This is a genomic window from Streptomyces sp. NBC_00259, assembly GCF_036181745.1.
Taxonomy (GTDB): domain Bacteria; phylum Actinomycetota; class Actinomycetes; order Streptomycetales; family Streptomycetaceae; genus Streptomyces; species Streptomyces pratisoli.
The window spans coordinates 7678742-7703715 of the sequence record NZ_CP108080.1 but is presented as its reverse complement, the minus strand read 5'-3'; the positions used below and the strand labels follow the sequence as shown (position 1 = coordinate 7703715).

Here is a 24974-nt window from a genome sequence, read left to right as displayed (position 1 = left end):
TTGCACGCCCGGTCACCAACCCTCAAGGACCTCACGGTCGGGTGCCACTGATGGTCCCGGGCCAATGTTGTTGGGCAGCGAGCGGAGTACGGCCGTACGTTCTGTCATCTGCTGGCGCAGGAGTTGGTTCTCGACCGTCGCCTGGCGCAGGGCGCCGATGAGGGCTTCGACGATCCGCGGACGACGCGACGAGGAGCAACATGTGACGTCGTCGAGATGCCAGCTGTAGCGCAGGCCGCGATCAAGACTGTGACGGCGCCCGCACCACTGTGGGCGCCCGCCGCTCCCGCGGACAGCGACCAAAAGACGTGCCGACTTCGACCGCAGCCGACTGATCGTCAGGTGTTCAGGGCGCTGAGGAATTCCAGGAGCGCCGCATTCACCTCGCCGGGGCGTTCCTCGGCGATCCAGTGGCCGCAGCCGGGCAGGATGTGCGCCGGTCCGACGGCCGGGTGGACCGTGGGCAGGGCGGGAATCAGTTGGTCCATCCCCGGGAACCCATAGACCAGGTCACGATCGCCGGTGAGGTAGCGGCCGGGCATCCGGTACTGTGCGCCCTCCCATGGGGCGGTCAGCTGCCAATTGCGGTCGAAGTTGCGGTACCAGTTGAGTGCGCTGGTGAACCCGGCTTCGGTGAACTCCGTCGCGAGTGTGTCGATGTCGGCCTCGGTGAGCCAGGCGGGTAGTTCCTCGGGGTCCTCGAAGAGGTCCAGGAATCCCTTGCCCGGTGGGACGAGCGGCTCGACCGGCGGGTCGCTGTGCGGTTGTCGCCGCAGAGGCCGTACATCACGCGACGGAAGGTGGCGTGCGGGTCCTTCGCGAGCTCGGCGTCCGCGACGCCGGGGGACTGGAAGTAGTTCCAGTAGAACTGGCCGCCGAACAGCTCGCGCATCGCCTGCAGCGGAGGAACCGGACCGCGCTGCGGCGGCGGGACGCTGAGGCCCACGACCCCCCGGACGACATCGGGCCGCATCAGCGCGGTGGACCAGGCGACCATGCCGCCCAGGTCGTGGCCGATGACCACGGCCTGCTCTGCGCCCAGTTCGCGGATCAGGCCGATGGCGTCGCCGACGAGGTGCAGGATGGTGTATTCCTCAACCGCGGCTGGCCGGTCGCTGCGGGCGTAACCGCGCTGGTCAACGGCGACGACGTGGTATCCGGCCCCGGCCAGGGGCGTGAACTGGTGGCGCCAGTTGTACCAGCATTCGGGAAAGCCGTGGAGCAGGAGAACCAGGGGTCCTTCACTCCTCCGCGATGTGCAGCCGACGCCCTCCAACCGTGACGGTGCGGTGCTCGACCATGGTCACACACCCCTTCCCGGTGGGTTGGTCCGTAACCCACGCTACTCGCGAGTACAACGACAGCCGAGTGATCGCCCGACGTGGTCGCGGGGCTGTTGCTCAGTCTGACGCGCACCGCCACGTCCGGCAGGCATCGCATTCCCACGATCAGGCGGTGACCGGGCCGGCAGCGGAAGGGCCGGCGCCGCCGCCGGCAGGTGCCCAGTCGCTGGTGATCTCGGTGCACAGGCGGCCCTACGGGGGCTCGCCGGGCACCACCGATTCATGGCACACCACCGAAGGGTGCGTCTGCCCTTCTCGTCCCCACCACAGCCACCGGCCGCAGGCTGTGACGGACAGCCGGGTTGTCGGTGGTCGTCCCTTGTTCAGCGGTCTGATGATGCCTCCGGAGCGGTGGCCCCTCCCCTGGGCCATGCGTTCGCCGTGCGTTCACGGCATGGGGACGGGACATGTCGGCTCCAGGACCCCTATTCGCACTTCTGGACCAAATGGACTAATAATGATAAAAATCTCATGTATGAGGCTTTTGTCCTACGGAGGAGCTCGTCCCATGCCTGCAGTTCTGATCCACGGCGTCCCCGACACCCACCGTGTGTGGGACGGCGTCTGCCAGCACCTGAGCCGAAGTGACGTCGCGGCCTGGGACCTGCCCGGCTTCGGCGCAACGCGGCCGCATGGCTTCGGCTCCACCAAAGAGGAGTACGTCGATTGGCTCATCGATCGGCTGGAGCAAGTCGGCGAGCCGGTGGACCTGGTCGGCCATGACTGGGGCTGCATTCTCACCGCGCGCGTCGCTTCGATACGGCCGGACCTGGTTCGTACGTGGGCCGGCAGCAGCGCTCCGGTCAGTGCTCAGTACGACTGGCATCCGCTGGCCAAGATCTGGCAGGACCCGGTCGAGGGGGACCGGTTCATGAACGAGCTTGACCCAGCGTCCTTCGCCGAGGACCTGAGCAAACTCGATGTCCCGGCTGACGTGGCCGAGGAAATGGTCCGTCGCGTGGACGGGTCGATGAGGGACAGCATCCTCAAGCTGTACCGCTCCGCCGTGACGGTGGGCGCGGAGTGGGAACCGGAACTGGCGAACGTGTCCGCGCCGTCCCTGGTCCTCTGGGGGACGCTCGACCCGGCCTGTCCGATCGCGTTCGCCGATGAACTCGGCCACGCTGTGCGAGCGTCCCGGGTCGTCAAACTCGACTGCAGCCACTGGACGTTGATCCAGAAGCCGGCCGAGGTCGCCGCAGCCCTTGAGGCGCACTGGAATGCCTGAGGAGCTGTTGTCTTTCCGGTGTGATGAGCGCGTTTTCTCCGATGGGGCATGGGCTCGGTGATTCCGTGGGAGTGGTGGCCTGTCGTGTCGCCGTTGGAAGCGACCCGTATCCAGGCCCCCACACTCGGACATCCACTGCCGGGCGTGGTCCGCGTGAAACGGACGGCCAGGAGGAGCTGGTGGCTGTCCCACTGCCCCACTGACTCCTCGATGTCCGGAGTTTCTTCTCCTGCCCCCTGACGCCAGGCGGGGCGGGAGCGCCTCGTTGACGTGCCGGGCACGTCGCCGTCCCCTGCCCCTCATGCCGGGCGCCATGCACCAGCCTTCGAGGATGGCGGCCGCAGCCTGTACTGCTCACGAGCAACGTTCGCAATCAAGAAGATCTCGACTTCGTTGATTGCGTGTGGTGCCTCGGTGTTCCGTGACGGCCGTTCTCGGACACTGCGCAGGTCCCAGTCGGCGATCCAGTTCGCCACGCGGGGTGCCGGCTTCCCGTGCGACGCCCGGGTTCCTGCGCCGCGACGCCGCCCACCACGAGCGAGAGGTGAGCCTCTCCCGCTGCTGGTGGCGCCGCCATCGACTTTCCATACGGCGTATGGTATGACTGAAAGGGAGGTTTCATACATTGTATGGAAACTGAGGGTGTTGCCGCATCGGCAACCTCTATCGCGCCCGGTGGCGCTGTGCAGAGCCGGCTGACGCTCACGAAGGAGAGCGACCCGCGCCGCTGCATCGAACAATCCCAGTGAATTGCACTAGTGATCTCGGCGTCCGTCGCACTGACGGATGGCTTTGAACCGAAGGAGAAACTTGTGAGTTACCTCGCGAAGCGCGTGTCTGTCGCCATCGCCTCCCTGGCGGTGGCCGGCGGAGCCGTTCTTGGTGCCGGGGGTACTGCGTCGGCTGCGACGTCGACGTCAGCGCACGTCCAGCGCCCCGCCGCCGGTGTCGAGGCCAACGACCACCGCTGGGGCGGCGACGACCGCTGGGGCCGTGACGACGGCCGTTGGGGCGACGGCCGTTGGGTCCGTTACGACGACGACCGCTGGGACTGTGACGACGACCGCTGGGACCGTCGCGACGACGACCGCTGGGACTGTGACGACGACCGGGACCGCGACCACGACCGCCGGGACGGTCACAACGACGACGACCGGGACCGCGACCACGACCGCCGGGACGGTCACAACGACGACCGCCGGGACCGCGACAAGGTGAGCCGCCACCACGACCGGTAGAACTCCGGTCGCTGATACGAAGGTCGCCGTGATCCGGCAACCGACGTTGGTTGCATCCCTGTGATGCTCCCGGCCGTCAGTGGTGGCTTCGCCTGCTGCTGACGGCCGGGCACCCTCGCGACGGCAGGAGATGTAGTCCTGCGAGCGTTCTCCTGCCGTCCGACACCGGTCCCCGTAGTACCCACTTCTCTGTTCAGGCCTCCTTGACAGACCCTTCCGATGGCCCTCCCGGTATGACTCGAGGCAGCAGGAGTAAAGACCAATGAAGTCGTTGAGAACCGTGATTCAGGGGCTGCATGTGCAACTTGACGTTGCGCATGAGCTGTCCTTGCCTGTGAGCATGAGGCTGCGGTACGAGCCCAGTGATCCCTATGTCGTCCGTGCCGCATTCACCGCTGTCGACAGCGACGAGACGGTGGAATGGATCATTGGACGAGATCTTCTGATCGACGGGCTGGAAGGCCCCGCCGGCGAGGGGGACATACGCATATGGCCCGCCGACGGGCCTGACCGCTGCGACTCGTACATCCTTCTCGACCCGCCAGCTGGTACGGCCTTGCTCAAAGCCCGGACGCACGAAATCAAGACGTTCCTGGAGGGAACGGAGGCCGTGGTGCCCCGGGGAGCCGAGCTCGGGCACATCGACTTCGACGCTTCGCTGGCGCACTTCCTCGCCGAAGGATGAAGTCGGCCCAGCTGCCACTCATCAAGACGCCGGGTCGCTCGAGGCCCTCGCCTCACCGACCCCTGATAGCGTGCCCACCCTGAGGTGAATTTGTGCTTTTCATGATGGCCGTTGCTGATCAGAATGCGTCCTCATCGATTTCGGGTGCGGGCTTGCTGTCGATCTGCGCATTGCTCTTCACCATCGCCTCGTTCTGGTGGCTCAACGCCAGACAGGGGCGCCTGGAGTCGTGGGAGCCTCATTCCTTTGCGGCGATCGTCCACGGCTCCATGGTTCGCCTGCGGCTTCCGCTCATCCTTCACAACACCGGTGCCAAGCCGATAGTCGTGCAGGATCTCAGGCTGACCTTCCCTGATGAGCCCGCCTCTCATCTGCCACTCCTGTGGATGTCTTCACCATCCCGTCTCCAACCCGGGCCGGACGAGGAACCGGAGTTGCCGGCCGGATTCATCGTGGCCGGCAGAGAAGCGCAACGACTCTTCATCGAGTTCGAGGCACCGTTTTCCGGGTTGGTTCCGGAGGCCCGTGACTACAAGGTCCGAATCCAAGTGAGGGTTGGCCACCGCAAGGGGTGGCGCTCGCTTCTGACGTTCACGTTGAGGACCACCAACATCATTCATCCCGACCGGTACACCATCTGCAACAACGCCCCTCTCGAACTGACCAGGGAAGACTGCAGAAAGGCAGACGCTGCGCTCCTGGAGCTGTTGGAGGGGCAGGAGAAGAGCGCTTCCGCCAAGAGCGAGACCAAGCGGCGAGACTCTTGGAACGACGAGGGCAACGCCGATACGGACCTGTAGGCCGTGAGGATGGTGCTGAGCTCGGCCAAAGCGCACCGTGTCGGCACCCGCCCGCTGACGCCGGAGCCGCCGATCCTGCTGGATCGCCCTCAACAGGAGGGCGCCGCCGGGTCACGTCTGCCCGCTGTCGTGCTTCGGCTCACACGGGTGCCGACCAGTCCCGGAATGAGCACGGCGGCCACGGCAAGGTGCATCAGAGCCGGCGATGCGCGGGTTCCGAGGTTCTCCATTCCTGGGCTGGAGCCGGAGGTGAAGGCTCCGGAGTATGCGTGCCGCGCCGGGCCTGCGGGCACACGGACTGGGAAGACGGGGGTGCCGGGTGCCCCGGTGTCAGCGGAACTGCAGGCGGGCCTGGTTCGGGATGTCGCCGAACCCGCCGCTGTGGAAGTCGCGGAAGGCCTGCTCGATTTCGCTCGCGCTGTTCATGACGAACGGGCCCCCCATCGTAACCGGCTGACCGATCGGCTCACCGCTGTAGACCATGACCACGCTGTGCTCGTCGCCGTCGGTGGTCTCAAGCGCGATGGTCGAGAGCGAAGACTGGGGAAGGGGGTCGGACCAGGCGATCTCCCCTGCGCGCACGGGACGCCCGGCGACCGTCACCCTGCCAGACAGGACGTAGACGAAGGCACGATCCCGGCCGGGCAGCAGATGATCCAGGCGTCGGCCGGGCTCAAGGGTGATCACCGCTCCGGAGATGGGCCAGTTGTTCAGTGCGGGGCCTCGGACGCCGCCGGCCTCGCCCGAAATGAGGTCGATGCGGGCGCCGTCCGTCTCGATGACGGGTCGACGGTCGGCCAGCAGGTCCTGGTAACGGGTGTCGACCATCTTCATCTCGCCCGGCAGGTTCACCCACAGCTGCAGGATGTGCGCCCGTTCGTTGCGGAAGGCGAGCTCGCGATGGATGATTCCGCGCCCTGCGGTCATCCACTGCACGTCTCCAGTGGTCAGCGCGCCAACATGACCGATGTTGTCACCGTGCTCCAGGACGCCGTCGAGGACCAGTGTGACCGTCTCGAGACCGCGGTGGGAATGCCATTCGAAGCCCGGTGAGGAGAACCAGTCCTCGCTCAGCAGCAGGAACGGATCCGTGAGTTCCGGCCGCATGGGAGTGATGACCACGTTCCTGTCGTCGACCTGCGTGTCCCCTCCGAAATGCATCTTTCTCTCGACGCGGACGACGCTACGCTCCGCTGCGCCTTGCAGGGCTTCCATGACCTACGTCCCTTCAGAAACACCATCGAGTTGACGTGTCACCTCACAGTACTCGGTCGAGTAGACATGTCAACTCAAAGGTATGATGGGGCCATGGAGCGGCAGGGATTGAGCGAGCGCGAACTGCGCGCCTGGCGGGCGTTCGTTCAGATGCAGGAGGTTCTGCGGTCACGTATCGAACAGCAGCTCCAGGCGGGCAGCGGCCTGTCGAACGCTGATTACTCGGTACTCGTCGCCCTGTCGGAAGCACCGGGCGGGCGCTTGCGTGCCTATGAGCTCAGCGATGAGCTGGGCTGGGAGAAGAGCCGCCTCCACCACCAGCTCACCCGCATGTGCAAGCGCGGCCTGGTGGAGCGCCAGAGCGGCGCGTCACGCGCCATGTATGCGGCGCTCACGCCAGAAGGACGCACAGCCTTGGGAGAAGCAGCCCCCAGCCATGCCCAGGAGGTGCGGCGCCTGGTCATCGACCGTCTCACAGCAGAGCAGATCGACCAACTCGCGGAGATCTCCAGCGCCATCCTCGACCATCTGCACACGGATCACCCGGCTGTCGGCGGCTGACTCTGCAACGGGTTACGCGCTGACGGGCGGGCAGGGCCCGCAATACGCCCGCCGTGCTCGCCGCCGTTCGCGACCTGATCCGCGGCGCGCTCAAGCTCGCCGAGTACGTCCACACCGCCGCCGGACGCCGAGCCCACACCGATCGCCACTCGAACTCTCCCAGGGGGAGGCGACGGTCTTCGCCCTCGACCGGGTCAGCGGCGAGACCCCGCCGCGCGGGTGCCCGCACGCCGAGGCCGAGCAAGCGTCGGCAGGGCACGCCTGGTCGAGGACCAGGCGTGCCGTGCCCGTCCAACTGTGAGGCCGTCGTCGTGGGTCATGGCGGGTCGTCAGGATCCCACCAGAGATCGCGGCACCTTGATGCTCCGGGAGCGCAGCCATTCGCCGAGTGCTTTGGCCTGCGAGTCCAGCCGCAGTGTCGAGGTGGCTCCGGTCCCGAGCAGTCCTCGGACGAGGAAGTTGACCGCGCCCAGGTGGGGGAGTTCGTGGCGCGAGATCTCCAGTGCGCGTGTTTCGGGAAGCAGGCGTCGCAGTTCGTCGACGGTGAGGGTGGACCTGAGCCAGTCCCATGCCGCACGGTCGCGTACCCAGACGCCCAGATTCGCGTCGCCGCCCTTGTCGCCGGAGCGGGCGTGCACCATCTCACCGAGTGGGGCGACGACGAGTTCGTCTGCCCGCGGCGCAGGCACCGATGGCGCGAGCGCCGGCTCGGTCTGCGGCATTGCCTCGCCACCGGCTCCGTCCGGGTTGCCGGGGGCGATGATCTCGGTCGTGCCGTCGTAGTGGTGGACCGTGTGCTGGAGCATCCGCTGGTCGAGCAGTGCGGGCCAGTAGACACCGAATGCGGACCCCGGTTGCGGAGGGCCGAGGGAGTACAGCCCGGGGTAGCCGGCCAGGGCCAGCTCGACCACGCGCGACGAGAAGGCGCGCCCGGCGGCCTGCTGCGTCCCCTGCACCGTGATCCTGAGCAGCTCGGTTCCCGCGTTCTGGGTGTCGGGATCGGGCTGGGCCCGCCCGATGCGCTCGACGGCGACCGCGTCGAGCCCGTCGGCGGCCTCGGCGTAGCGGTGGACGAATCGCTCTACGAGGGCGGCCTTCGCGTCGAGGTCCGCGCCGGTGAGCGCGAGGATCGCGCTGTTCGTCCAGCCTCCCACCCCTGTGATCGCGACCTTGGTCGTCCTGGACGGCGCCGTACCTCGCACGCCGCTGATCCGGACGCGGTCCTCGCCGAGGTCTGTCAGCGTCGCGGTGTCCAGGTGGGCGGTCACGTCGGGGTTGAGATACGCGGGTTCACCGATCTCGTAGAGCAGTTGGGCGGTGACCGTGTCCTGGGTGACCACGCCGCCGGTGCCCGGGTTCTTGGTGATCACCGAGGAGCCGTCGGCGGCGATCTCGGCGATCGGGAACCCCGGCTCCACGAGGTCGGGGACGGAACGGAACCCGGAGAAGTTGCCGCCGGTCGCCTGAGGCCCGCACTCGATGACGTGTCCGGCGGCGACCGCGCCGGCAAGGGCGTCGTGGTCGTCAGGCGTCCAACCCCACCACCAGGCGGCGGGACCGACGACCAGGGATGCGTCGGTGACGCGGCCCGTGACGACGATGTCGGCGCCCTCGTGGAGCGCGCGCGCGATGCCGAAGCCGCCCAGGTAGGCGTTGGCCGTCAGCGGCTGGTGCGGCCAGTCCGACAGCGGCTGACCACTCGTCAGGTGCGGTAGGCAATGGCCCGCTTGCCGCAGACCGTCGAGGCTGCCGAAGACATCGTCGCCTTCGATGTGGGAGACCCGCAGGTCGTGACCGTGGCGTGTGACCAGTTCGCGCGTCGCGGCGGCCAGCCCGGCGGGGTTGAGTCCTCCGGCGTTGACGACGAGCCTGATCCGGTTGGCGACGAGGTGCTCGAGCGCCGCGTCGAGGTGCTGCAGGAAGGTGGTCGCAAAGCCTTTCGTGCTGTCCTTGGCGCGCGCCTTCCCGAGGATCAGCATCGTGACCTCGGCGAGGTAGTCACCGGTGAGGACGTCGATGCCGCCCGCTCGGGCCATGTCGGCCATGGCCGAGGCGCGGTCGCCGTAGAAGCCGGAGCAGTTCCCGACGCGGAGGGGGCGCCGGCCCCGTTCTGATGCTGACGTCATGCCAACTCTTCCGGTGTAGAGGTGCGAAGACCGCCGCTGTTCTCTCCCTCGGCGCTGCTGACCCGTACCGTCCCTTCGAACCCCACCTCGCCGGAGGGGTGTTCTTCGGCCAGTTCGAGGGTCATGCTGTCGCCCTCGATGTGGGTCACCCGGGCGGTGTAGGCGAGGTTGGCGGGCGCACAGACGGGCTTGCGCAGGCGGTAGGCGACCTTCGTCACGCGCCACTTGGGGCCGAGAGCCTCGGTGACGCAGCGCAGGGCAAGCGCCGCTCGCAGGTGGGAGTGCACCACGAGACCGCCGTGGCCCTCCTCGCGTGCGTAGGGCTCGTCGAAGTGGATGCGGTGGGGGTTCCAGGTGACCGCGCTGTAGCGGAACAGCTGAAAGGTCGTGGCCGTGTGCTTGAGCCGTGGGAGTGTGTCCCCGACCTGGTAGTTGATGGACACTACGACTCCTGCAAGGGGTTGCGCAGCACGACGGTGCGCCGGTTGCGGTTGAGGACGGCACCCTGGGCGGACGTGAACGTGTGGAGGGTGGTGACGAACACGCAGTCGCCGACGCGGGTCTGCTTGGGAGTGACCGCCTCGAGGGTGGTTTCGAGCATGACCTCCGTGCCGGCGGTCACGGGACTGACCAGCTCCATCTCCTCGCCGGCCCCCATCACGCGCAGCCCGAGGTCGCCGTCACCGAGGGGTGTGTCACCGCTGAGGGGGGTTCCGTCGGGCTGGAGCTGGGCCTCGGGGGTGCCGATGCCCCACTCCACGATCGCGGCGAGCATGTTCGGTGGCGCCACGACATCCGCGTACCCGGCCGAACGTGCGGCCGCGGCGTCGTAGTGGACCGGGTCCGCGGCGCCGATGGTCAGTGCGTACCGGCCGATGCTCACCGCGTCCAGCGTGCCCAGGCTCCGGCGCGAGAGGACGGCTCCGGTCCGCGACTGGGTCTGGTCGTAGTACTCCGCCAGCGGAGTACCGGGTTCAGGTGTGAACATGCTTGGGATCCTCACCATTGATCTGGGTGCCGGCTTCGCAGGCCGCATCCGCGTGGCCGGCGAGCTCCGCGAGAACCTCCCGTGTCGACTGGCCCAGCGGCGGGGCGGTCCGCAGCGGGCCCACCGGCGAGTCGCTGAGCCTCAGAGGGCATCCCGCAACCGGCACCCGGCCCCTGGCCGGGTGCTCGACGTACTGGATCATGCCGCGCTGGATCAGGTGCTCGTCGGAGTCGACCTCACGGATCGACTTGACCGGCGCGCAGGGCACACCGGCGGCCTGCAGGTCCCGCACCAGCTCGGCACGCGTCCGGGTCCTGGTGCAGGAAGAGACCTGCTCGTCGACCGCATCGATGTGGGCGACCCGGTCCTTCTGCGTGCGGAACCTGGGGTCGTCGATCAGCTCGGGCCGGCCCAGTGCGGTTGCCACGCCGCGCCAGTGCCGCTCGGCGATGCAGATGATCGCCAGCCATCCGTCGCTCGCCTCGTAGATGTTGTACGGCGCGACCGCCATGCCCGAATGCCGGTTCCCGGTGCGCTCGGGGAGTTCTCGGCCGGGGTTGTTGTGCAGGCCGCCCAGGCTGGATGCCAGCATCGGGTAGATGGTGTCGTGCATCGAGACCTCGACGATCTGCCCCCGTCCCGTGCGCTCGCGCTGGAACAGGGCCGCGCTGATCGCCCCGAACAGGTGGATGCCGCCCGAGAAGTCCACGAACGCGGCGCCGGCCTTGGTCGGCGGCCCGTCGGGCTCCCCGGTGGACGCGGCGCTGCCGGACATCGCCTGCACGGTGATGTCCATGGCCGACATGTGTGCGTACGGGCCCGTGGACCCGTAGCCCTTGCCGGAGGCCACGACCAGACGCGGGTTGTGTTCGAGGAGCCGCGCCGGGCTGAGCCGGAGGCGCTCCATCGTGCCCGGCGCGTAGTTCTCGATGAGCACGTCGGCGGTCTCGACCAGGTCGAGCAGCGCCTGGCGACCGGCGTCGGTCTTCAGGTCGAGCACCACACTCCGCTTGTGGGAGTTGAGCATCACGAACTCGTGGGACTCGATCGGCTCGTGCGAGCGGAAGCGCAGTGGCTCACCGCCGGGTGGCTCGACCTTGATGACGTCGGCGCCCAGTTGTGCGAGCAGGAGCCCGCAATAGGGGCCGTTGTAGATCTGGCCCAGTTCCAGGACCCGGATGCCGTCGAACGCCGGTCGCATGGCTGCTCCCCTGCCGATCAGGACTTGATCACGCCGGCGGCGCCGCCGTGGATGTAGGGGATCGGTCCGGTGCCCTGCGCCGCCGACACGGTCTCGGTCCGGTACTGAGCGGAAACCGCGTCCAGGGCCGAGTGGAAGGTGCCGTCCTCGTTGAAGTTGACTGCCGCGCCCTCGATCCAGGCCAGGGCGATGGTGTCCTCGGTGTTGTCCTCCGGGCAGTAGAACGTGTGCACCGAGCCGCCGGGCTCGTACAGGTAGGAGCCCGCCGTCTGCACCTGGTCGGGGTACTCGCGGTACGTCCAGCGACCCTGGATCGTCCACACCTGAACCGGGCCGGTGTGGTAGTGCAGGGGCAGCTCGCTACCCGGCGCCAGGGTGCCCAGGACGACCCACTCGCCGCGCTCGGGGTCCAGGCGCAGCGGCTGGATGTGAACGCCAGGGGCGATGGCGTCCTTGAGCAGCGGAATCTGGTCGATGTTGACGGTCAGAAGCTCACCCTGCGGCAGAGCGACCAGCGGCAGCGGGGCGCCGCTGCGGGTGGTGGCCACGCCGGGAGAGACGGGTGCGGTCATTTGATCGGTCCTTTCAATGTGAGGGCATGGGGTCGATGTGAGGGCATCGGGCATGGACAGCGCTGTCAGGTTTCGGCGAGAGCCGGACTACCCCTGTACCGGAGCCGGCGCATCGAGCGGATCGGCGTGCCGGGAGAACAGGTAGGCGGCGAGGCCCGCCGGCACGAACATCAATACTCCGTAGACAGCAGCGGGGACGGCCATCACTTCGTCGCCGATCACCGAGACGCCGACAATGATGGCCAGCGTGGAGTTGTGGAGGCCGATCTCCATCGCCGAGGCGATCGACTGGCGGCGGCTGACCCGGAAGAGACGGGCCACGACGTAGCCGATCGTCAAGCTCAGCGTGCAGAGCAGCAGGGCGATTCCGCCGAGCCTGCCCACGTTCGCTGTGAGGACGTCGAAGGATTGCGCGAGGGCGCCAAGGGTCACCAGCGCCAGCACCGACATCGAGGCGATCTTGACGGGTTGACGCATCCGGTCTGCCCAGGCGCTGAACCGATGGCGTGTCCAGACCCCGATGGCGACCGGGACCAGCACGATGGCAAGCACCTGGACGAACTTCCCGAACTGCAGACCGATCGAGGCCTCGTCTCCCAGGAATCTGAACGTCGCCAGCGCGACGACGACCGGCAGCGTGAACGCGGCCAGCAGGGAGTTGATCGCGGTCAGCGTGATGTTCAGCGCGACATCGCCACCGGCGAGATGGCTGAACAGATTTGCGGTGATGCCACCCGGGGCGGCCACCAGGAGCATCACGCCCACCGCCAGCGCGCCCTGCAGCTGAAACGCGAGAACCAGACCGAAACAGACCGCGGGGAGCAGCACGATCTGGCACGTCAAGGCCACGGCCGCGGCCTTGGGGTACTTCAGTACCCGGGCGAAGTCGGCGATGGTCAACGTCAGCCCCAGGCCGAACATCACCAGCCCGAGAGTGAGCGGCAGAAGGACGGTGAACACGAGTGACGCCATGGGTGGCTCCTATCGGGATGGGCCAACTCGGGGGCGGTCCCGGCGGGACGGTTGGGTCACTCGAGCGGGAGCCCGCAGGAGGAGCCGTTGTAGATCTGGCTCAGTCCGAGGACCCGGGTGCCGTCGAACGCCGGTCGCACGGCTGCTCCCCTGCCGATCAGGACTTGATCACGCCGGCGGCGCCGCCGTGGATGTAGCCGACCGGTCCGGTGCCCTGCGCCGCCGCCGCGGTCTCGGTCAGGTGCTGGAGGGTCACCGCGTCCATGACCGAGTGGAAGGTGCCGTCCTCGTTGAAGCTGACCTGCGCACCCTCGATCCAGGCCAGGGCAACGGTGTCCTCGGTGTTGTCCTCGGGGGTGTAGAAGGTGTGCACCGAGCCGCCGGGCTCGTACAGGTAGGAGCCCGCCGTCTGCGGCTGGTCGGGGTACTCGTGGTACAGCCAGCGACCCTGGATCGTCCACACCTGAGCCGAACCGGTGTGGTAGTGGACCGGCAGCTCGACACCGGGTGCCAAGGTGGACAGGAAAACCCACTCTCCGCGCTCGGGGTCCAGGCGCAGCGTCTGGATGTGAATGCCGGGGGCGACAAGATCCTTGAACAGCGGGATCTGGTCGATGTTGACGGTCAGAAGCTCACCCTGCGGCAGAGAGACGAGCGGCAGCGGGGCGCCGCTGCGGGTGGTGGCCACGCCGGGAGAGACAGATGCGGTCATGTTTTCGGGCCTTTCGTTGCGAGTGCTGACCTTCCGCGACATGCGACATGCGAGGTAGTGCCTAGGGGTTCATGAGAGAGCGTACGTATTTACGTATGCTGAGCCGGATTTCCGGATGACTGGGACGCTACGGCGACCCACGCCTCCCTGACAAGACTCGTGCACGGACTTTCGGCGGACAGGGCGGTGCTAGCATCAGCCGCATGCCCGTCCGCCCGCATCGCACGGTCGACCGAGTGATCGGGATCCTCGAAGCCGTGGCCCTGAGCCCGCGGGGACTGACGCTGGCTGAGCTGGCAGCCACCCTGGACGCGGCGAAGAGCTCCGTTCAGGAGCTGACCAACGGACTTCTCGCCCGCGGCTACCTCATCGAGGACGACCGCCGGTTCCACCTCGGACCAGGGCCCTTCATCCTCGCCGCTCGCGCGAACAAGCTGGCCGCGTTGTCTCTCGATCACCAGTTCCTGGCCGAGTTGAGCAAGGTCCTCCGCTGCACCGTCCTCGTCGGGGTGCGCGTCGGCGACGCCCTCGTCTACGCCGACCATGCCGGTCAGGAGTCGCCCAACCTGACTTTCGTCGCGCGCACCCACGCCCGTCGCCCCCTCTTCACGACCGCTGCCGGCAAGGCCCTGCTCGCCAGCGTCCCCGACGAGGAGATGTACCGGCTCCTGGAGCTGGCCGGTGCGGAACAGGCAGGAGAGGCCCGGCAGTTCCTCGCCGAGCTCCCCGAGATCCGCTCCCGCCGACTCGCCTTCAACCGCGGAGTCACGTTCAAGGACGCCTTTGCCGTGGCCACGCCCCTGCTGGCATCCGACGGCAGTCCGATAGCGGCGATCAGTGCAGCCGTCGACCCCGCAGAAGCGGATCGTCTCGACGACCTCGGCGAGGAGCTCAGGAAGGCAGTCGCCGTTCTCGGCCCCCGATACGGGCTCAACCGCGCCTGATCACCTGCGCTGCTGAAGCCGTGGTGGGCCGACGTCCCGCACCCGGCCCGCCTCCGCGACCAGCAGGGCGAAGGCCTGCGCGTGCGGCCGCCAGGCCGACGCCCGACCGGTTTGCTGCTTGACGGCGGGTGGGCGTGCGTGGGCGCTGCCCCTGCCGTCCGTGCAGATGGCGGGTTCAGTGCTGGGCGAACTGGACCCGGGTCGGCTGCACGACGCCCGGTCGCAGTTCGATCCCGTTGACTGTCAGTCGTTCTCCGTAGATGTCGGTGATCCTGATCGCACCGCCGCACCCGCTGCCGTCGGCGGAGAGGAAGTAGTTGTAGTCGGTACGGGGCAACTGCCACCAGCCGCTGGTGGTGCGGACCTCCAGCCGCGCGACGGGATTCCGCTGGCCGATCGCCTGGATGCCGCACCAATAGGGGCTGGACCCGGTCTTGTACCGGATGGAGATCGTGTCGGACGTGCTGGGGCTCAGCAGGCTCCAGGTGATCGGCTGGGCTAGATCCGCCCTGCCGACGAAGCCGCGTTGGACGTCGTCCGCCGGGCCTGCGTGGCCGACGGCTGCGCCGCCGCCGTCGCACCAACCGTCGGGGGCGGGCTCCCTGTCGTGGTCGGGCTGCCTGTCGGGGCCGGAGTGCTCGTCGCGGCCGTGGCTCTCACTTGAGCGCTGGCGACGGGTGCGGCCGCGGTCGGCCCCGCACCGGCCTCGCGGTCGGGGAGCAACCCCATGGCCAGGTGGCGAGAACGCCCGCGGCGGCCAGCGCCGCCGTGGTGCCCAAGAACATCAGCCCGTGTCAGCGCCTGCGCTGCCGCGCGGCCTGCCTCGCTGTCTCCATGCCCGTCAGTTCGGAAGATCGAGTCGACGGTGCACTGCTCAGTGGGCCACAGGAAGCGAAAGAGTTGCCGACGACTTCTCAGTGAGGACTGGTCCCCGGTTATCTGGACACCGAGGGGCTTCGGCAAGGCGACCGGCAAGCTCGCCGACCGGCTTGAGCTGACCGCCTGCCCCCGCGCAGAACGCGACCTGAGAACAAGGGCGTCGATGGCAAGTGTCTACCAGGCCGCCCAGCAACGTGTACAGGCCGAGCTCCTGGGCGAGCGAGCCCGCCGGCGGGGGGACAGGGCGCCCAGGACGTCGCTGTCGCTCGCGCGGACTGCCAGGGCGAGGGGGCGCCGGACGTGCTGCAGGAAGAACTCCCGGGCGAAGGCGCCGACGCACATGCGGCCCGCCGAGGCGCTGCGCCAGGCGTTCGCAGGGCCCGGCGGCAGTGTCGTACCCGCCTTGCTGGACGCGATGCACCGCAGCGAATCCGTCCTCTTCGACCAGGTCAGCCAGATCCACATCAACCGCTGGAGCCAGGGCCGGGGTCGTCCTGCTCGGCGACTCCGCCTGGTGCATGACCCTGCCCTCCGGGCAGGGTTCCGGCGTGGGCATCGCGGGCGCCGAACTGCTGGCCCGGCTGCTCGCCGAACACGACCACCCTGCCCGCCGCCCTCGGCGTGGGGGGGGAGCAACGGCTGCGCCCGTTCGTCACCCGCCACCAGAGGGAGGCCCTGCGCATGCGGCACTCCTTCATGCCCGCCCACCGCTTCGGGTAGGCCGCCCGCCGCACCCTCATCCGCGCGGCCAAAGCCCCTGTCGGCTTGTGAACTGACCGTCCGCACAAGACCGTGGGCGCCGGTGCTCCCTCAAACACCGGCGCCCACTCACCCCTGCCCGAGGTGGTCTTGATGAACTTTCTGTTCAGTAATCAGGGGACGAGGATGAGGCGGATCGGGTCGCCGATCTTGTTCTCCAGCCGGTTGACTGCGTCGGCGGCCTCGGCAAGCGGGATGTGGTCGGTGATAGAGGGGGCCAGGTCGAGACGGCCGACCTCGGCCAGCCGGACCAACTCGGTGACGGACTCGGGGGTGCCGCCGTAGTGGCCGCGCACCTGCTTACCCAGGTAGTTGAAGGTCAGGCCCTCGCTGATGGTGATCGGCCTGGGGCTGATGCCGACCAGGATGAGGACTCCGTTCAGGCCGAGCACGGCGGCAGCCTGCTCACGGACCGCCGGCACGCCGGCGCAGTCGAAGGCGAAGTCCAGGCCCCGTCCGCTGGTGGCCGCACGGACCTGGTCGGCGAAGTCGTCGGCGGCCGGGTCCAGGGCGAAGTCCGCGCCGAAGGCCAGGGCACGCTCCCGGGCGCTGGGCAGCGGGTCGACGGCGATGATCGGCGCGGCGCCGACCAGGCGGGCGAGGCGTACGTTGTGGGCGCCTACTCCGCCCACGCCCCAGATGCCGACGGACTGGGCGGGACGTACCCCCGCGGTGGCGACGACGGCGGCATAGGGGGTGGAGACCGCGTCGGGGATGATCGCGGCCTGGTCGAAGGGGAGGTTGTCGGGGATGGGGATGAGTGTGTCCTCGCGGGCGAGGGTGTACTGGGCCCAGCCGCCGTCATAGTCGATGCCTGCGGTAAGCATCTGGGTGCAGGGGCGGCGGCGCACGCAGTTGGCGCACTGGCCGCAGGTCTTGCCGGCCTCCAGGGTGACGCGGGTACCGACGGTCAGGCCGCGCTTGAGGTCGGGGCCAAGGGTGTGAATCACACCGGAGACCTCGTGGCCGACGGTGACCGTGTCGGAGGTGGCGAACAGCGGGACGAGGGAGCCGTCGATGAGATGGACGTCGGAGAGACAGACGCCTGCGGCCTTCACCTCGATGAGGACTTCGCCCGGGCCGGGCACGGGGACGGGGACCTCCTCCACGGCGAACTTCTTGCTGTCCAGGTGGAAGCGTCCGGCGAGCATGGTGTCCATGGAGCTCTGCTTTCTCTGAGCGGCACTCCCGGCGGTTCGCGCCGATGGGCGCCGTGTGGTGCCTCGCGGGTGAGTGGTGGCCGGGAGGGTGCGGGGTGTCAGGACCGCCGCACCTTCCCGGCGTCTGGGGGTCAGGCGAAGACGTCCTGCTGGTAGCGCTCGTCCGCTTCGAGCTGGGCGAGCCACTGCTGGGCGGTCTCGTCGTCGCTGTCGGTGTGCTTGCGGTAGATGGCGGCGAGCGCCTCGCGCACGGCGGGTGCCATGCGGCGGCCGTCACCGCAGACGTAGATGTACGCGCCGTCCTGGATGGCCTGCCACACGGTGTCGGCGGCGCCTGCAATGGCGTCCTGGACGAACCGGGCCGGGTGGCCGGTCACCGCGGAGTAGGCGGTGTGCACCTGGGCGATCCCGGCCTGCTCCCAGTCCTGCATCTCCTGGCGGTAGAAGTAGTCGTGCTCCGGGTGACGGCAGCCGACGAAGACCTCGGACAGGCCCACCTCGGTGCCGTTCGCGTGCTGCCAGGCCCGCTCCTCCAGGAACCCGCGCAGCGGCGCGATGCCGGTGCCCGGACCGATGAGGATCAGCGGCGTGGCGGGGTCGGCCGGCGGCGCGAAGGTCGGGGAGGGCACGCGCACGTAGCCGTAGAAGACATCTCCCGGCTCCAGGCCTGCGATGTAGGACGAGCAGGTGCCGCGGTACTGTCCGTCGCCGGACAGAGCCGGGCCTTCCAGTAGACCCACGGTCAGGCGCACGTGGCGCGGGTTGGCCAGCGGGGCTGAGGAGATGGAGTAGAAGCGGGGACGGATCGGGCCCATCATGTCCAGGAACACCGCCAGCGGCAGCTCGACCGCCGGGAAACGCTCCAGCAGACCCAGCACCGAGACACGCTTGTTCAGGATCTCTTCCTGGTAGCGCTTCTCGGCCTCCTCGGTGTCGGCCGTGTACGCCTGCAGTTGCGGCCGGGTCCACGGGCACTGGGTGTGCTCGGCCAGCGTCTGTATCTGGGAGCGGGTGGCCACGTCCTGCAGCTCCAGGAACTCGGTGAACAGCAGCCCTGCGGTGACGGGCGTGCCCACCGGCAGGTGCGTCCGGCCGCCGGCGGGCTGGTCCAGCCGCAGCACCTGGTCCCGCTCCACGTCGAGCCCCGCCAGGGCACGGTCGACCAGGGCCGGCTCGTTCTTGGCGAAGACGGCCAGGTGGTTGCCGGTGTCGTAGGTGACACCCTCGGGGAGCTCGATGGTGATGGACTTCGCGGCCGGGCGCGGCGGCTCAATGCTGAAGTCCCACAGGCCGGTGGCGTCGGCCACGAGTTCCTCGTTGGCGATCACGGTCAGCGGGTAGGCCTGCTCGGAGACGATCGCCGGGCGCACGTCGGCCTCGGTGAGCATCTGCACCTCGAAGCGCGGTCCGCTCGCCTCAGAGGTGTCGGCGGCGTATTCCTCAGCCAGGGTGGTCCACAGGGTGTCCATCCAGCGGGTGGCCATGCCGTCGAAGTCACCGGCGGCATCCGCGATGCCGCGCTCGATGACGGGGGTGGCGCCGGCGGCCAGCAGGCCTTCCTCGATCCGCTTGGGAAAGGCCTGGTAGGTGGCCACCCACTGGGTGTTGCCGGCGCCCAGCAGCGCGAACCGCACGTTGGACAGCGAACCTTCCGGGAGTCCGGCGGCGAGCAGGTCGTCGAAACGCTGAGCGTTGTCAGGGGCCTTGCCGTTGTAGCTGGAGGCCACGACCACGAGCAGGCCCTCGGTGGGCAGGCTGTCGCCCAGCTCGTCCAGGCCGACCAAGGTGGTGCCGAACCCGGAGCGCTCACCGCGGTCGGCGATGGTGCGCGCGAGGTCCTCGCTGCTGCCCAGGCTGGAGCCGTAGGCGACGGTCAGGTTCACCCCGACACCGCTGACCGCGGTCTGCTGCTGCGTGTCGTTGGTCTGCAGGTCCGCGGCGCCGAAGACGGTGCGCTCGTGCTCCTGGCGGGACCGCACGTTCAGTTCGAAGCCTCCGGGCTTGCGCGTCAGCGCCTCTTTGACGTCCATCTTGTAGTCGGTCGTGTCGGAGAACTTGAACTTCTGCAGCACCAGCGCGAGGGCCAGGCGAGCCTCGGTGAGCGCGAACTGCCTACCGATGCAGGCACGAACGCCGTTGCCGAACGGCTTGTAGGCGTGCGGGTGGTGGTTGACCCGGTTCTCCGGCAGCCACCGGTTGATGTCGAACTCCTCCGGCCGGTCCCACGCCTTGGGGTGGGTGTGCAGCGGACCTTCGAGGATGTTGACCCTTGCTCCCCTTTTCAGCTCGTAGCGGCCGCCGATGACGGTGTCCTCCAGCGGGGACTTGCCAATCATCGGGATGGGAGCCCACAGGCGGAGGGTCTCCTCCAGGATCCGCGGGATCACGTCCATCTGCATGATCGTGTCGTAGTCCGGGACCGTGTCGCCCGGCAGCAGCCGGTCCACCTCGGCGTAGGCCTGGGCCAGGATGTGCGGGTTGCGCATCAGCGAGTACGTGGCGAACGACAGCAGACCACTGGTGGTCTCGTGACCGGCGATCAGGAACGTCACCACCTGGTCACGGACGTTGTCGTCGTCCAGCCCCTTTCCGGTCTCCGGGTCGGTGGCCTCCAGCATCAGACCCAGCAGGTCCTCGTCCTCACCCGTGCCCTTCCCCTCGCGGCGCTCCTTGATCACACTCTCGACCAGGTTCCGCATCAGCTGGATGTTCTCGCGGTACTTCTTGTCGTCGGCCTTGCGGAGCTTGGTCATCATCGGCAGCTCCTGCGAGCGCCGCAGTGACTCCACCAGCGCCTCCAGCAGCGCGTTGAGGAAGGGGTGCAGATCCTCCTTGGCGAAGGAGTCGAACCGGTAGCCGAACCCCGACAGGGCGATGGTGTCCAGGGTGAGCCGGGTGTAGTCGTCGGTGATGTTGACCGGCTGCCCCTCCTTGCGCTCCCACTTGCCCACCAGGTTCTGCGCGATCTCCAGCATCTGCCCGTAGTAGGCCTTCATGGCCCGCTGGCTGAACGCCGGCAGGAGGATCCGGTGCGCCGTGCCCCATTCCTCCTCGTGCTGGTGGGCCGTGAACAGGCCCGCACCCGTGAAGTCCCGGACATGGGTCAGCGGCGTCTTCTCGATCTGCTTGTAGAACCGCGTCTCGTCGCAGACCTCGGCCACCAGGTCCGGGTCCCAGACGAAGACCTGCTCGATGCCGGCGATCTCCATGCCGTAGAGCCCCTCGGGGAACTGCTTGGACAGCTCGCCGAAGTACTCCACGGGGTTGGTGCTGGGGATCTGCGGCGTGTGGCCGAGGAACGGGACCCCGCGCGGAGACCGGATGGGTCGCAGGTCGTGCTTGGACTGGGTGGTCATGGCTTGCTCCTTTAGGCAGGGAGGGGATGGGCAAGGGCGCCGATCGATGCCGCGGTGCACCACAGAAACATACGCCGTATGGAAGTAGTACCATACAGCGTATGGAAAGTCGACTGCAACCCCTCTCCATGCGGGCGACCATCTCTCCGACATGCGGTCGAGGTCATTTCCATACACTGTACGAAACTGATAGCGTACGCGGTATGGAAAAGGCGAAGCGTCCCCCGCGGGGAACCAGGAAGCGAGACGTACCTCTGACCGAGGCCGGGATCTACGTCGCCGCCCTGCGGCTCATCGACGCGGACGGGGTCGAGGCACTAACCATGCGCAAACTCGCAACCGCTCTCGACGCGAACCCGATGTCGCTGTACCACCATGTGCCGAACAAGGACGCCGTACTGCGAGGCGTGGCGAGAATGGTCGGCACGCAGTTCCGCACCGTGACACTGGAGGACGCTCCGTGGCAGGAGCGCATCCGCCTTCTCGCCACGGATTTCCGGACCCTGGCGCACCGCCACCCCAAGCTCATGGCTTACTCGTTCAGCCATCAGGCGGACTTCATCCAGCCCGAAGACCCGTTCTGGGCTGCGCTCACCGCGATCCTCGATGCCGCAGGGGTGCCGCAGTCCGAGCTCCCACAGATCACCGCTCTCGTGGGCGCCGTCATCACCGGTGTCCTCACCGCCGAACTCAACGGCGCGCTCCACCGGTGGCTGAGCCTCGCATCCCCCACTGTCGGCGAAGACGGGCCGATCCATGATGAGAACTGCATGTTCCGCCTGACGCTGGACACGATCATCACGGGTCTGGAGGGCCGGCTCGCCACCAATGGTGACGGCCGAGGCGCCGACCATTGATTACGTGCCGTCCTGAAGCGTTGCAGCCTGTGGTCGCCCCGTGTTCGGGCGGGTGCAGGCTGCACGCATGAGGAGGCACCCATCCCACCGGAAGGACCCTCGCCGTGCGGCCGCTGCAGATGCGCGGTGTGCTGCGGCCGGCCGGGCGACCGATCCGCGATGGCGATCGGCGGCTCCGGATAGGTGCTCTACAGGCAGCCTGCCTGTACCACCTCGCGCTCACCCTTGCCGCGGGTTCTCCCGCCTCGATGGTGTGCACGCTCCCCGGTCTCAGACGCTCCCGGGAACCGCGGCATCTGGCGGCGGCCAGGGCTTGGCGGCTGCTGTGCGACTCGCTCGCACTCCGGACGACAAACCTGCGCATGAATCGGCCGGCCGAGCCGCGGACGAAGCAGCAGCCGAGCCTGGCGCACGGCGTCGCAGGTACGCGTTCGCTCCCCGGCCGGCTGAGCCTCCGTATCACTGGGTGTCGGCCGCCAGAGGTCGCCGCAGACTTCGAGCGGCTCGGCACCTGTCAACGCAAGGGTGAGTCGGCGGTGGGCGCCAGCACGGACTCGGTGAGGTCGACGATCTGACCGATGTCGAAGCCCTCCATGTCCGCACGGAATTCGGGGCTGGACAGGTACGCATCCAGCCGCTCCTGAACGTCGTCGGCGTCCCGGTAGGAAACAAGAGCGTACAGCTGGGGGACCTCACTCCCGGGCGCTGCGGGCCCCGTCCAGACGCCGTGTGTGGTGATCCTGTGCTTGGCCATACCGGGAATGTGCTTGGACCAGATGCTCTCGTAGGCGACGAGCGCCTCAGAGCTGCGCAGTGTGTAGACACGAAGCTGGTACTGGGACATGAACGATCGTTCCTATCTTCTGAGCATGATTGTCAGCGGTCGGGCGTGACGCAGTGAGGGCGCCGTGTCCGGATCCTTCGCCCGGCCACAGCAAACAGGGCGTGCGCAACGGATTCATTCCGCACGCCAGTTGGGAGTTCTCTCAGCCTTTTGCGAACAAGTTCGCCACTTCGAGATTCCAGTCGATGCGTCCGGACTCGGTACCCCGAGGCACCAGAGCCTCCGTGTTCTCCAAGAAGGTCATGACGTCCTGCACCGGAACCTCGACCAAGGCGGTGCCCTCGGGAGACCCGAGAACGATGTACATCGCTTCGTCACCACGGCCAACGGCCGGCCAGATCCGGATGTCGCCACAGCCTGCGGAACCCCTCAGGCCATCGGCCAGAAGATCACGCCCCAGGACCCATTCGACCGGCTTGTCAGCGTCGGCGAAAAAGGCGGCACGGACGACGTAGGGATCAGTGGGTTCGTAACGCAGGCTCATGCACATGGACAGCGAGTAGGCGCGCGAGATGACCACACGCACGGCCACCGCCTGCATCACGGTCTTCAAAGACTCCATCGACTTTCGCTCCTGCCTGGGCCGCGGTTCAGCGACCGCTGATCTCATCCCAGCCGTAGTCGTGCCAGCCACGGATCTCGTCCCAGGAGTAGCCCAGCTCGAAGAGCAGGTAGCCGACACCGTGGTCCCAGCGGTAGTCGTCGGCGATGACGACCGGGCGCTCGACGTGCGCGGATGCAGAAGTCGCCGCCGAAGCGGTGCCCCCGGCACCGAAAACGGCAACACCCGCGACCGCCACGGAGGCGGCGGTGATGGCAACACGCCTTGTGAGCTTCTTCATGATCTTTCCTTCCTGATTGGTGCGACCTGCACCATCGGCATGCAGGCGATGTGCGGCGCCTGCGCGGCCCGAGCAAACCTTTCCGTACGTTGTACGGAAGTACCCTCTCAGGATTACCATACGATGTATGGAACTGTCGAGGCGGCGAAGAATGGCTCGCACAGCCCGCAGCGGCACGAACAGCCCGACGTCCTTACCGGGACCGCGTCGACCGGCTGGCGAAGTTCGCCTGACCGTCGAGGAGATGTCCACCAGCGCAGACCATTTCGGGCTCTACACGGAGGAGATCAACCACAACCGCAGCAACTGGGCAGCAATTCAGGAATGTTCACCCGCCTCCCTCGTCAGCGCGGCCTTCGGACTCGACGACGCCCTGGGCTGAGCCGTCGCCCCAAGGGGACGAGCTGCGCGGGATCTCCGTCTCCGGAACCGTGGCGTGCGGGCGCCCAGGTCCGACCCCACGGTGAAACGAGGGGGTGCCACAACGGAGAGAGTGCTGGGGATGCAGACCGTTGTGGATCTCACGCGCTGCCATGGCTATGCGCAGTGCGTGTTCCTCGCGTCGGAGGTGTTCCAGCTCGGGGTGGCTCATCCCCGCCGCACGCGAACAAGCTGGCGGCACTGGCACTCGATCAGGAGTCACCCGGCCTGACGCTCGTCGCCCGCACCCAGGCCCGTCGCTCCCTCTTCACGACCGCTGCCGGCAAGACACTGCTCGCCAGCGTCCCCGACGAGGAGATGCACCGGCTCCTGAAGCTGGCCGGTGCGGAGCAGGCCGGAGAGGTCCGGCAGTTCCTCGTCGAACTCCCCGAGATCCGCTCCCGCCGGCCGGCCTTCAACCGTGGAGCCGGGTTCGCGGACGCCTTCGCCGTCGCCACCCCCTGGCATCCGACGCCAGCCAGATAGCGGCGATCAGCGCAGCCGTCGACCCCGCAGAAGCGGACCGTCTCGACGACCTCGGCGAGGAGCTCAAGAAGGCAGTCGCCGTTCTCGGCGCCCGGTACGGGCTCAACCGCGCCCCCTGACCCGGCGCCCCCTCACGCCGCATCGCCAAGGGGCCGCCGGGCGGTATGGCGGGCCTCTTCGCGGGAGAGTCCGAGCATGTGCAGGATCATCTCCGCCATGCTGCCCGCGGCCTTGTTCCGATCGAGCCCGGGCTGGGTGAACGACAGCTCCAGGAGCGCCAGCATGCTGCCGTTCAGTGCATAAAGGGCGACGACCGGGTCGGCCACGGTGAAGCGGCCCGAGGCGATGCCCTGCTCCACGTCGCGTCTCGCGCTTGTAACCAGTCGTCCGCGGCTGGCGTAGATGCGCACGAGCGCGCAGTTGCACAGGATCCGCATGATCTCCGGGTTCGACTCGGCGACGCGTGCGCTGAGCCGCACGCCCGCGGCGACGCGCTCGGCGGGATCGTCGAGGAATCGCAGGCGTTCGTCGATGGCTTCGGTGTACTCGTCCAGCGCGTCGGCCAGGGCCGCGGCGAAGAGGTCCGGCTTGGACGTGAAGTGGTTGTAGAAGGAGCCGGCGCCCACGTCCGCGAGCTGCGCGATGGTCTGGACGCTGACGCTGGTGTCGCCGGACTCGGCGAGAATGCGCCGCGCGGCGCGAACGAGTGCCTGCCGGGTCTCTGAACGACGGCGTTCGAATCGACTTTCATCCATGGGCGGCATGGACATGCACCCCAAACACATC

General features: G+C 68.0%; 26 protein-coding genes and 1 pseudogene. 9 read left to right on the top strand and 18 right to left on the bottom strand.

All coding sequences use genetic code 11. The annotated features are described in order from the left end of the window. Positions 1-338 precede the first annotated feature (338 nt). Positions 339-542, bottom strand: a complete 204-nt coding sequence (locus OG766_RS34550; RefSeq protein ID WP_266388995.1) for an alpha/beta fold hydrolase — start codon at positions 540-542, stop codon at positions 339-341. Between the two features lie 29 nt (positions 543-571). Further along, entirely contained in the window at positions 572-1276 is a 705-nt protein-coding gene (locus tag OG766_RS34545; protein WP_328727146.1) for an alpha/beta fold hydrolase, read from the bottom strand. Between the two features lie 575 nt (positions 1277-1851). On the opposite strand from OG766_RS34545, the gene OG766_RS34540 reads away from it, so the two are divergent. The 4 genes from OG766_RS34540 to OG766_RS34525 all read left to right on the top strand — a co-directional run bounded on the left by OG766_RS34540 (position 1852) and on the right by OG766_RS34525 (position 5294). After that, positions 1852-2571 carry an alpha/beta fold hydrolase gene (locus OG766_RS34540; RefSeq protein WP_328727145.1) on the top strand — a complete coding sequence of 240 codons (720 nt, stop codon included), beginning with the start codon at positions 1852-1854 and terminating at the stop codon, positions 2569-2571. An 812-nt stretch (positions 2572-3383) separates the two neighbouring features. Further along, on the top strand, positions 3384-3809 hold the full coding sequence (locus OG766_RS34535; protein ID WP_328727144.1) for a hypothetical protein: 426 nt from the start codon (positions 3384-3386) through the stop codon (positions 3807-3809). A 262-nt stretch (positions 3810-4071) separates the two neighbouring features. Beyond that, positions 4072-4494, top strand: coding sequence for an SsgA family sporulation/cell division regulator (locus OG766_RS34530; RefSeq protein WP_266388984.1), 423 nt, complete (start codon positions 4072-4074; stop codon positions 4492-4494). Between the two features lie 92 nt (positions 4495-4586). After that, positions 4587-5294 (top strand): hypothetical protein, encoded by a 708-nt coding sequence (locus OG766_RS34525; RefSeq protein WP_266388981.1) that lies wholly within the window; start codon positions 4587-4589, stop codon positions 5292-5294. Between the two features lie 330 nt (positions 5295-5624). On the opposite strand, the gene OG766_RS34520 is transcribed toward OG766_RS34525, so the two are convergent. Beyond that, a complete protein-coding gene (locus tag OG766_RS34520; protein ID WP_328727143.1) occupies positions 5625-6509 on the bottom strand; it encodes a pirin family protein in 885 nt (294 codons plus the stop codon). A gap of 93 nt (positions 6510-6602) precedes the next feature. On the opposite strand from OG766_RS34520, the gene OG766_RS34515 reads away from it, so the two are divergent. Continuing rightward, positions 6603-7070 (top strand): MarR family winged helix-turn-helix transcriptional regulator, encoded by a 468-nt coding sequence (locus tag OG766_RS34515; RefSeq protein ID WP_266388975.1) that lies wholly within the window; start codon positions 6603-6605, stop codon positions 7068-7070. 329 nt (positions 7071-7399) lie between these two features. Here the strand turns inward: OG766_RS34515 and OG766_RS34510 are convergent, their stop codons facing one another. The 7 genes from OG766_RS34510 to OG766_RS34480 all read right to left on the bottom strand — a co-directional run bounded on the left by OG766_RS34510 (position 7400) and on the right by OG766_RS34480 (position 13641). After that, positions 7400-9196 (bottom strand): acyclic terpene utilization AtuA family protein, encoded by a 1797-nt coding sequence (locus OG766_RS34510; RefSeq protein WP_328727142.1) that lies wholly within the window; start codon positions 9194-9196, stop codon positions 7400-7402. Then, complete coding sequence (locus OG766_RS34505) at positions 9193-9639, bottom strand: MaoC/PaaZ C-terminal domain-containing protein (protein ID WP_328727141.1); 447 nt, start codon at positions 9637-9639, stop codon at positions 9193-9195. Before OG766_RS34505 ends, OG766_RS34510 begins: the two co-directional genes overlap by 4 nt. Further along, positions 9639-10184, bottom strand: coding sequence for an FAS1-like dehydratase domain-containing protein (locus OG766_RS34500; RefSeq protein WP_266388966.1), 546 nt, complete (start codon positions 10182-10184; stop codon positions 9639-9641). The genes OG766_RS34505 and OG766_RS34500 overlap by 1 nt, the downstream gene beginning before the upstream one ends. Then, positions 10171-11385: a CaiB/BaiF CoA transferase family protein gene (locus OG766_RS34495; RefSeq protein WP_328727140.1), complete on the bottom strand. Its 1215-nt coding sequence runs from the start codon at positions 11383-11385 to the stop codon at positions 10171-10173. The genes OG766_RS34500 and OG766_RS34495 overlap by 14 nt, the downstream gene beginning before the upstream one ends. 17 nt (positions 11386-11402) lie before the next feature. Next, a complete protein-coding gene (locus tag OG766_RS34490) occupies positions 11403-11957 on the bottom strand; it encodes a 2,4'-dihydroxyacetophenone dioxygenase family protein (RefSeq protein WP_266388961.1) in 555 nt (184 codons plus the stop codon). Positions 11958-12044: 87 nt separating this feature from the next. Then, entirely contained in the window at positions 12045-12929 is an 885-nt protein-coding gene (locus tag OG766_RS34485; RefSeq protein WP_328727139.1) for a bile acid:sodium symporter family protein, read from the bottom strand. 157 nt (positions 12930-13086) lie between these two features. After that, complete coding sequence (locus OG766_RS34480; RefSeq protein WP_266388955.1) at positions 13087-13641, bottom strand: 2,4'-dihydroxyacetophenone dioxygenase family protein; 555 nt, start codon at positions 13639-13641, stop codon at positions 13087-13089. Positions 13642-13844: 203 nt separating this feature from the next. Here OG766_RS34480 and OG766_RS34475 point away from each other — a divergent pair, with 203 nt between their 5' ends. Continuing rightward, the gene (locus OG766_RS34475) at positions 13845-14585 is read left to right on the top strand and encodes an IclR family transcriptional regulator (protein ID WP_266388952.1); all 741 of its coding nucleotides are present in this window, start codon (positions 13845-13847) and stop codon (positions 14583-14585) included. A gap of 175 nt (positions 14586-14760) precedes the next feature. Here the strand turns inward: OG766_RS34475 and OG766_RS34470 are convergent. The 4 genes and pseudogenes from OG766_RS34470 to OG766_RS34455 all read right to left on the bottom strand — a co-directional run. Further along, positions 14761-15078, bottom strand: a pseudogene (locus OG766_RS34470) (expansin EXLX1 family cellulose-binding protein); the annotation flags it as partial. An 850-nt stretch (positions 15079-15928) separates the two neighbouring features. Next, positions 15929-16147: a hypothetical protein gene (locus tag OG766_RS34465; protein WP_328727138.1), complete on the bottom strand. Its 219-nt coding sequence runs from the start codon at positions 16145-16147 to the stop codon at positions 15929-15931. Between the two features lie 189 nt (positions 16148-16336). After that, a complete protein-coding gene (locus OG766_RS34460; protein WP_266388946.1) occupies positions 16337-17383 on the bottom strand; it encodes a zinc-binding dehydrogenase in 1047 nt (348 codons plus the stop codon). Between the two features lie 131 nt (positions 17384-17514). After that, entirely contained in the window at positions 17515-20739 is a 3225-nt protein-coding gene (locus OG766_RS34455) for a bifunctional cytochrome P450/NADPH--P450 reductase (RefSeq protein WP_328727137.1), read from the bottom strand. 203 nt (positions 20740-20942) lie between these two features. Here OG766_RS34455 and OG766_RS34450 point away from each other — a divergent pair, with 203 nt between their 5' ends. Beyond that, positions 20943-21596 (top strand): TetR/AcrR family transcriptional regulator, encoded by a 654-nt coding sequence (locus OG766_RS34450; protein ID WP_328727136.1) that lies wholly within the window; start codon positions 20943-20945, stop codon positions 21594-21596. A gap of 514 nt (positions 21597-22110) precedes the next feature. On the opposite strand, the gene OG766_RS34445 is transcribed toward OG766_RS34450, so the two are convergent. The 3 genes from OG766_RS34445 to OG766_RS34435 form a co-directional block, all read right to left on the bottom strand. Then, a complete protein-coding gene (locus OG766_RS34445) occupies positions 22111-22440 on the bottom strand; it encodes an NIPSNAP family protein (protein ID WP_328727135.1) in 330 nt (109 codons plus the stop codon). Between the two features lie 142 nt (positions 22441-22582). Then, entirely contained in the window at positions 22583-23002 is a 420-nt protein-coding gene (locus tag OG766_RS34440; protein WP_328727134.1) for an SsgA family sporulation/cell division regulator, read from the bottom strand. Between the two features lie 28 nt (positions 23003-23030). Continuing rightward, complete coding sequence (locus tag OG766_RS34435; RefSeq protein WP_266388932.1) at positions 23031-23282, bottom strand: hypothetical protein; 252 nt, start codon at positions 23280-23282, stop codon at positions 23031-23033. A 244-nt stretch (positions 23283-23526) separates the two neighbouring features. Between OG766_RS34435 and OG766_RS34430 the strand changes: the two genes are divergently transcribed. Both OG766_RS34430 and OG766_RS34425 read left to right on the top strand, forming a co-directional pair. Then, positions 23527-23664 carry a hypothetical protein gene (locus OG766_RS34430; protein WP_328727133.1) on the top strand — a complete coding sequence of 46 codons (138 nt, stop codon included), beginning with the start codon at positions 23527-23529 and terminating at the stop codon, positions 23662-23664. Between the two features lie 164 nt (positions 23665-23828). Continuing rightward, complete coding sequence (locus OG766_RS34425) at positions 23829-24188, top strand: IclR family transcriptional regulator domain-containing protein (RefSeq protein WP_266388928.1); 360 nt, start codon at positions 23829-23831, stop codon at positions 24186-24188. A 131-nt stretch (positions 24189-24319) separates the two neighbouring features. Here the strand turns inward: OG766_RS34425 and OG766_RS34420 are convergent, their stop codons facing one another. Beyond that, entirely contained in the window at positions 24320-24952 is a 633-nt protein-coding gene (locus OG766_RS34420) for a TetR/AcrR family transcriptional regulator (protein ID WP_266388925.1), read from the bottom strand. Positions 24953-24974: the final 22 nt, after the last annotated feature.

Bases quoted from the DNA above. Each gene is read 5' to 3' on its own strand.
- OG766_RS34550 (WP_266388995.1), bottom strand. From the start codon at position 542: ATGCCCGGCCGCTACCTCACCGGCGATCGTGACCTGGTCTATGGGTTC.
- OG766_RS34540 (WP_328727145.1), top strand. From the start codon at position 1,852: ATGCCTGCAGTTCTGATCCACGGCGTCCCCGACACCCACCGTGTGTGG.
- OG766_RS34530 (WP_266388984.1), top strand. From the start codon at position 4,072: ATGAAGTCGTTGAGAACCGTGATTCAGGGGCTGCATGTGCAACTTGAC.
- OG766_RS34520 (WP_328727143.1), bottom strand. From the start codon at position 6,509: ATGGAAGCCCTGCAAGGCGCAGCGGAGCGTAGCGTCGTCCGCGTCGAG.
- OG766_RS34515 (WP_266388975.1), top strand. From the start codon at position 6,603: ATGGAGCGGCAGGGATTGAGCGAGCGCGAACTGCGCGCCTGGCGGGCG.
- OG766_RS34510 (WP_328727142.1), bottom strand. From the start codon at position 9,196: ATGACGTCAGCATCAGAACGGGGCCGGCGCCCCCTCCGCGTCGGGAAC.
- OG766_RS34500 (WP_266388966.1), bottom strand. From the start codon at position 10,184: ATGTTCACACCTGAACCCGGTACTCCGCTGGCGGAGTACTACGACCAG.
- OG766_RS34495 (WP_328727140.1), bottom strand. From the start codon at position 11,385: ATGCGACCGGCGTTCGACGGCATCCGGGTCCTGGAACTGGGCCAGATC.
- OG766_RS34490 (WP_266388961.1), bottom strand. From the start codon at position 11,957: ATGACCGCACCCGTCTCTCCCGGCGTGGCCACCACCCGCAGCGGCGCC.
- OG766_RS34485 (WP_328727139.1), bottom strand. From the start codon at position 12,929: ATGGCGTCACTCGTGTTCACCGTCCTTCTGCCGCTCACTCTCGGGCTG.
- OG766_RS34480 (WP_266388955.1), bottom strand. From the start codon at position 13,641: ATGACCGCATCTGTCTCTCCCGGCGTGGCCACCACCCGCAGCGGCGCC.
- OG766_RS34475 (WP_266388952.1), top strand. From the start codon at position 13,845: ATGCCCGTCCGCCCGCATCGCACGGTCGACCGAGTGATCGGGATCCTC.
- OG766_RS34465 (WP_328727138.1), bottom strand. From the start codon at position 16,147: ATGCGCAGGGCCTCCCTCTGGTGGCGGGTGACGAACGGGCGCAGCCGT.
- OG766_RS34460 (WP_266388946.1), bottom strand. From the start codon at position 17,383: ATGGACACCATGCTCGCCGGACGCTTCCACCTGGACAGCAAGAAGTTC.
- OG766_RS34455 (WP_328727137.1), bottom strand. From the start codon at position 20,739: ATGACCACCCAGTCCAAGCACGACCTGCGACCCATCCGGTCTCCGCGC.
- OG766_RS34450 (WP_328727136.1), top strand. From the start codon at position 20,943: ATGGAAAAGGCGAAGCGTCCCCCGCGGGGAACCAGGAAGCGAGACGTA.
- OG766_RS34445 (WP_328727135.1), bottom strand. From the start codon at position 22,440: ATGTCCCAGTACCAGCTTCGTGTCTACACACTGCGCAGCTCTGAGGCG.
- OG766_RS34440 (WP_328727134.1), bottom strand. From the start codon at position 23,002: ATGGAGTCTTTGAAGACCGTGATGCAGGCGGTGGCCGTGCGTGTGGTC.
- OG766_RS34435 (WP_266388932.1), bottom strand. From the start codon at position 23,282: ATGAAGAAGCTCACAAGGCGTGTTGCCATCACCGCCGCCTCCGTGGCG.
- OG766_RS34430 (WP_328727133.1), top strand. From the start codon at position 23,527: ATGTCCACCAGCGCAGACCATTTCGGGCTCTACACGGAGGAGATCAAC.
- OG766_RS34420 (WP_266388925.1), bottom strand. From the start codon at position 24,952: ATGCCGCCCATGGATGAAAGTCGATTCGAACGCCGTCGTTCAGAGACC.